Raw genomic sequence first — 2,802 nt, 5'->3', positions numbered from 1 at the left:
GGCGTCGGGCGGCAGCCGGCCGAAGGCCTCCACCGCCTCCCACAGCGACAGGCCCGGCAGGTAGGCCGTGGAGGCGTCGGGCGGCAGCCGGCCGAAGGCCTCCACCGCCTCCCACAGCGACAGGCCCGGCAGGTAGGCCGTGGCCAGCCACGGCGCCGCGCCGTCCGGGTCCGCGTCCAGCACCGGCGCGGTGAACGTTCCGGTCACCCTGCGAGCGGCCTCGATCTCGCGCCGGAACCGGCCGCGGTACGTCGGATCGCCGACGGAGACCTTCCGGATGACCTTGACCGCGACCTTCCGGCCGCTCGGCGCGCGCCCCAGGTACACGACGCCCATCCCGCCCGTGCCCAGCCTGGCGAGGATCCGGTACGGGCCCACCTGGGCCGGATCGTCCGGCTGAAGTGGCTCCACCGCGCTCCCCTCTGGAGTCGGTCCCCGGCCGTGCCCGGGGTAGGAAATCTACCGGCGCCGTAGGGCCGCGTGCGGGTCAGCCGTCGCCGGGAACGTCCAGCAGGACGAGATCCGGGGGGACGAGGGTGGTGCTCTCCAGCAGTTCGCGGATCAGGTTCTGGTTCAACGCGTTGCCGACGGGCTCGCCGACCTCCTCCCGGGTGAGTCCGGGCACGCCGCCGTTCGACAGCCGGGCACGGACCGCGGTGACCTTGTGCTCGACCTTCTTGGCCGTCCAGCCGACGTCCGGCTGGAGGCCGTCGAGATGTTCGGAGGCCTGCTGCCAGGTCAGCGGCTGGGGGTGCGCCTCGTGCAGCAGATAGCGCTGGGCGAGGGCGACGAGGATGAGCCGTTCGGCCGCCGAAAGCCGCCAGGTCCGCGGCGGCTGGGTGGGATCGGAGTGCCGGGACGCCGATCGCCGCTCGTCCGGCCCCGTCACGTACAGCTCGAGCAGATGCTCCCGGCCGCTCGAACCGCGGACGAACAACGGTGTGTACCCCTCGGCGAGCGGCATGGAGTCGTCCCCGGCGAACAGCAGCCGCGAGTCGGGGAACCGTACGGGCAGCCGCCCCGTGGTCCGCACCCACCACGTGCGGTCGCGGCAGGTCAGCAGCCCGTGGTGGCGGCTGATCCGCCGGTCGTTCTCGCCGATGCAAAGGTGAACCTTCGGGCGGTTGCGCCCGAACGTGATGGCGCGGCCCTCCTGCGGCTTGACCACGATGCCTCCGCCGATGGCGAGGGCGTAGATCATGCCCGGCGTCGACGGCGGCACGCCGAGGGCCAGGCTGGCGTGCCCCGCCGAGAGCCTCCGGCCGCCCGGAATCGGCTGTCCACCGCTCAAATCGACCTCCGCGTACGGGATGCGGGCAGGATCGCACGCGCGTCCGGGACCCCTCCCGGGCGAGATCGCTACGTTCGGCCGTCCCGGGCAGCGGGGGCGTCCAGGCCGATTCCGGCGTTCTTGGGGGCGCGGAACTTTCGCGCCCCCAAGAACGCCGGAGAACGAGGTGGCCGCCCCGTGGCCGTCGGCGGTCCACGCGGTGGCTCCTCGGTGGCTCCTCGGTGGCTCAGAATCCGATGGCTTCGCGGAGCAGCAGGACGGTGCCGCGGCCAGGGCGGTGTTCCGCGTTGAGGATGAGAAGGCGGTTGACGGCGCTGGGCCACCCGTGGACCGCCTGCGTTCGGGCGCTCTCCAGCGGGAGGCAGTGGTCCTCGACGCGTCGCAGCGCGGTCTCCAGGTCGGGTACCACCTTCTGCGCCCCGACGATCCAGATCGCGCGGTCGGCGCCGCCGGCGTAGCCGGGCAACTGGCTTCCGCTGCCCGAGGCGATCACGAGGGAGCCGGTCTCGGTGAGCGCGGCGACGCTGCCCACGATGACATCGGGGGAGGCGAGCAGCCGCCGGATGTCGTCGGCGGCGGTGACGCGGTCCATGGCCAGGGCGCGTGGCTTGATGGCCTGGTACCGCCCGCCGGCGTTGATGTCCTCATCGATGCCGGACAGGCGGAGGGTCTCGCTGGCCCCGGTGAACACGCTGGCGCCCTCCGGGATCAGGTCTTTGACGCGGGTACGCGCGGCGGCGGCGTCATCGAGGATCTCCACGGTGAAACCGTGTGCGGTCAGCGCGGCGGCCGCCCGCTCCAGGCGCTGCGCGGGCGCCGGGTCGGCGAACGGTGTTGCCGGCATTGAGGTGGTCATGATGTCCCTGAGCTTCCTGTTCGAAGGATGATGTGTCCGTCTCATGCAGTCCGACAACGCAGCCACCGGAAATGTGAGGTGACGCGTCGGCCTCACATTCCGGCGCGCTGTCCTGTCGAACCGGTGAGGGCAGATGCGACCAAGGGGGCCGTCGGCACCATGACCACCCGATCCGGGCCAGACGCCGGTGACTCAGGCGAGCCCGATACGGGGCCGGACGCGGTCATGAGCGAGCGGCGGCAGCTGATCAATCTCGCCTACCGGCTCCTGGGCTCCCTGGCCGAGGCCGAGGACGCCGTCCAGGAGACCTACGCCCGCTGGTACGCCATGTCCCCACAGCGGCAGGACGCCATCGAATCCCCCGGCGCCTGGCTGACGACCGTCGCCGGCCGCATCTGCCTCAACCTGCTCGGCTCCGCCCGGGTCCGGCGGGAGACCTACGTGGGCGAATGGATCCCCGAGCCGCTGCCCGACCGTACGGAGTGGAACACCGGGCGGCCGGGCGGCACCACCGCCGACCCGGCCGACCGGATCACCCTGGACGAGTCGGTCGACCTGGCCTTCCTGGTCGTGCTCGAATCGATGACCCCGGCCGAACGCGTCGCGTTCATCCTCCACGACGTCTTCCGCTACCCCTTCGCCGAAGTGGCCGAGA

4 protein-coding genes are annotated in these 2,802 nt (G+C 72.2%); 1 reads left to right on the top strand and 3 read right to left on the bottom strand.

Annotated elements, in window-relative coordinates; translation table 11 throughout:
- The 3 genes from ACFFNX_RS46915 to ACFFNX_RS46905 form a co-directional block, all read right to left on the bottom strand.
- On the bottom strand, positions 1–411 hold a 411-nt coding region (locus ACFFNX_RS46915), incomplete at its 3' end, for a protein kinase family protein (protein WP_512699887.1).
- A 76-nt stretch (positions 412–487) separates the two neighbouring features.
- On the bottom strand, positions 488–1,291 hold the full coding sequence (locus ACFFNX_RS46910) for an FHA domain-containing protein (RefSeq protein WP_378212865.1): 804 nt from the start codon (positions 1,289–1,291) through the stop codon (positions 488–490).
- 226 nt (positions 1,292–1,517) lie between these two features.
- Positions 1,518–2,147 carry an LUD domain-containing protein gene (locus ACFFNX_RS46905; RefSeq protein ID WP_378212864.1) on the bottom strand — a complete coding sequence of 210 codons (630 nt, stop codon included), beginning with the start codon at positions 2,145–2,147 and terminating at the stop codon, positions 1,518–1,520.
- Between the two features lie 225 nt (positions 2,148–2,372).
- Between ACFFNX_RS46905 and ACFFNX_RS46900 the strand changes: the two genes are divergently transcribed.
- Positions 2,373–2,802 (top strand): sigma factor (locus ACFFNX_RS46900; RefSeq protein WP_378212863.1); only part of this gene is annotated, 430 nt, incomplete at its 3' end.

The sequence above is a fragment of the Actinoallomurus acaciae genome (assembly GCF_042429965.1).
GTDB lineage: Bacteria > Actinomycetota > Actinomycetes > Streptosporangiales > Streptosporangiaceae > Actinoallomurus > Actinoallomurus acaciae.
Note: the sequence above shows the minus strand (reverse complement) of the source record. Positions and strands in the feature narration are given on the sequence as shown.